This is a genomic window from Pseudonocardia sp. (assembly GCF_025965585.1).
Taxonomy (GTDB): Bacteria; Actinomycetota; Actinomycetes; order Mycobacteriales; family Pseudonocardiaceae; genus Pseudonocardia.
This window is the reverse complement of the sequence record NZ_JAOPWR010000313.1, coordinates 1-3138: the sequence shown is the minus strand read 5'-3', so window position 1 is coordinate 3138 and position 3138 is coordinate 1. Positions and strand designations below refer to the sequence as shown.

Here is a 3138-nt window from a genome sequence, read left to right as displayed (position 1 = left end):
GTGAGGGCACGGGCGCGCTCCTCGGCGGTGCGGAGCGAGAGCCGCGCCTCGACCTCCTCGGAGCGGGCGGTGTCGAGGGCGTCGGCGGCGGCGTCGCGGATCTCGGTGTCGGGCTCGTCCTCGACGGGCTCGTCCTCGGCGACGGCGAGCTGCTGCTCGGCGGCCTCCAGGGCGAGGAGGGAGTCGGAGCGGCGGGACTCGACCTGGTCGCGGCGGGTGCGCAGCCGCTGCGCCTCGGCGGTGGCCGACCGGACCACCTGCTCGAACCGCCCCAGCTGCGCCGACGCCGCCGTCCGGCGCTGCTCGGCGGACTTCTGCGCCTGCCGCGCGGCGTCGAGCTCGGTGAGGCGGGCGGCCTCCTCGGCGCGGGCACCCTCCAGAGTGGGGCGCAGCCGCGCCAGCTCCTCCTCGACGGCCTCGCGCTGCTCCCGCGCCTCGTCGACCGCGGCCTGCACGTCCAGCGCACTCGTCGCCGTGCCGGATCCGCCGTGGGCACGGTCGGCGGCGAGCATGTCACCCTCGGCGGTGACGGCGGTGAGCTCGGGATGCGCAGCGACGAGCGTGCGCGCGCCGTCGAGGTCGTCGACGAGCACGACGTCCCGCAGCAGCCCGCCCACGGACGCGGCAAGGGCACCCCCGACCCCGTCGGCGACCCACCGCCCGGCCGGCGGCGCCATCCCCACCGGACGCGGGCCCCGCTCATCGGGCGCGGCGGGCGCGGCCTCCCCCCGGTCCGGAGCCACGAGGAGTGCCGCGCGGCCGGCGTCGCGCCTGCGGAGTTCCCGGATCGCCCCCGCCGCCGCCCCCGCGCCCTCGACGACCACCGCGTCGGCCAGCTCGCCCAGCACCGCGGCCACGGCCGTGCGGGCCCACGGCTCCACCGTGACCAGCCCGGGGACGGTGCCGAGCACGCCGTCGGTGTCGCCCTCCAGCAGCGCGGCGGAGCCGTCGCGCCGGGCCAGCCCGACCGACAGCGCGTCCACCCGGGCGCGCCAGTGCGCGCGCTGCTGCTCCACCTCGCGTTCGCGGGCCACCAGCTCGGCGACGCGGGCACGGGCCCCCTGGTGCGCCTCGGCCGCCTCCTCGCAGCGCCGTTCCAGCTCGGGCAGCGCGTCGCCGTCGCCCTCGCCCATCTCGGCGCGGGCGGCCTCCAGCTCGGTCTCGGCCACCGCGGTGCGCTCCTGCGCCTCCGCGAGGGCGTCGGAGAGCCGCTCGATCTCCTCCGCGGTGGCCGCCGCCCCGCTCCGCAGCGCCTCGGCGCGTCCAGCGAGCGTCGCGAGGCCCGCACGCCGGTCGGCCAGGGCTCGGACCGCGGCCATGTGCGCTCGTTCCGCCGCGGCGAGGGTGCGCTCGTGCTCGGCTCGCTCGTCGGTGATGTCGGAGAGCCGCCGCCGGGCCTCCTCGACCGTGGCGGTGAGCTCCTCCTCCTGCTCCGCGGCGGCGTCGGCCTCGGCGTCGAGCTCGTCGGGGTCGCGGCCCGGGGTGCGGGCCTCCCCCGCGTCGGCGAGGTGGCGGGCGCGCTCCTGCGCGAGCCGGACCGTGCCGTTCAGCCGCTCGGCCAGCGCGGAGAGCCGGTACCAGGTGTCCTGAGCCGCGGCGAGCCGCGGGGCGTCCTGCGCGAGGGCCGCCTCCAGCCGCTCCTGCTCGACGCGCGCGACCGACAGCTGCTCCTCGACCTCCGCGCGACGGGCCCGGGCCTGCGACTCGTCGGCCTCCTCCTGCGCGAGCTGGTCCCGCAGCGTCACGAGGTCGTCGGCAGCGAGCCGCAGGCGGGAGTCGCGCAGGTCGGCCTGCACGCTCTGGGCCTTGCGTGCGATCTCCGCCTGGCGTCCCAGGGGCTTGAGCTGGCGGCGCAGCTCACCGGTGAGGTCGGTGAGGCGCGTGAGGTTGGCCTGCATCGCGTCGAGCTTGCGGAGCGCCTTCTCCTTGCGCTTGCGGTGCTTGAGGACGCCCGCGGCCTCCTCGATGTAGGCGCGGCGGTCCTCGGGCTTGGACTGGAGCACCGAGTCGAGCTGGCCCTGCCCGACGATGACGTGCATCTCGCGGCCGATGCCGGAGTCCGACAGCAGCTCCTGGACGTCGAGCAACCGGGCGCGGTCGCCGTTGATCTCGTACTCGCCGGCGCCGTCGCGGAACATCCGGCGGGTGATCGAGACCTCGTTGTAGTCGATGGGCAGCGCGCCGTCGGAGTTGTCGATCGTCAGCGTCACCTCGGCGCGGCCAAGCGGCGCCCGGCCGGACGTGCCGGCGAAGATGACGTCCTCCATCTTGCCGCCGCGCAGCGCCTTGGCCCCCTGCTCCCCGAGCACCCAGCTGATGGCGTCGACGACGTTGGACTTGCCCGAGCCGTTCGGCCCCACCACGCACGTGATCCCCGGCTCCAGGCGCAGCGTCGTGGCCGAGGCGAAGGACTTGAAACCCTTCAGCGTCAGGCTTTTGAGGTGCACGGAGGTCTCTCTCCCGGGGAGCAGGTGGTCCCGAAGGGTACCGGCCACGTCGGGTGGTCCGTGCGGCCGCCGCGCGGCCACGGTGACGCGTGCTCGTGCAGGGGACGGGTGCGTCCGACATCGTATGACGACGCGGACTCCGCGCCCGGCTCCTCAGGCCTCCACGAAACCGGAGAACCCGCCGCGCGCCTCGCCCCACTGCACGACGACCTCGTCGATACGGCCCGGGGTCGCGTCGCCACGCAGCGCCACGAGCAGCTGCTCACACGCCCGCCGATCACCCTCCGCGACAACGGCGACGCGACGGTCGGCCAGGTTGCGAGCCTCCCCGACCAGCCCCAGCTCGAGGGCCCGGCACCGCGTCCACCAGCGGAAACCCACGCCCTGCACACGGCCGCTCACCCACGCTGTGAGCCGAACGGCGGCGTCCGTGTTGGTCCTCACGATGCTGCTACGTTACCGCACCGTGATCGTCATCGGTCGTCGGAGCGGTCCCCTGCTCGTCGGCCTGGGCACCGGGGCACTCCTGGTCGGGCTGGCCGCGGTCGCCCAGCCCACCGGCATGCTGCCCGCGGACTGGTCCACCCTGCTGGGGGCCGAGGCCGTGATCCCGCCGGCAGCCACCGACCCCGACGGCACCCGGCTGCTGCCCGGCCCGCTCCTCCCGCTGCCGACCATCACTGCGAGCGCC

3 protein-coding genes are annotated in these 3138 nt (G+C 76.2%); 1 reads left to right on the top strand and 2 read right to left on the bottom strand.

The features are described from left to right. Nucleotides 1-2447 (bottom strand): AAA family ATPase (locus tag JWR81_RS18990; protein ID WP_297654285.1); only part of this gene is annotated, 2447 nt, incomplete at its 3' end. A 153-nt stretch (nt 2448-2600) separates the two neighbouring features. Further along, nucleotides 2601-2891 carry an acylphosphatase gene (locus tag JWR81_RS18985; protein WP_297654283.1) on the bottom strand — a complete coding sequence of 97 codons (291 nt, stop codon included), beginning with the start codon at nt 2889-2891 and terminating at the stop codon, nt 2601-2603. A gap of 1 nt (nt 2892) precedes the next feature. Here JWR81_RS18985 and JWR81_RS18980 point away from each other — a divergent pair. Further along, nucleotides 2893-3138: hypothetical protein (locus JWR81_RS18980; protein WP_297654280.1), on the top strand; the 246-nt coding region annotated here is incomplete at its 3' end.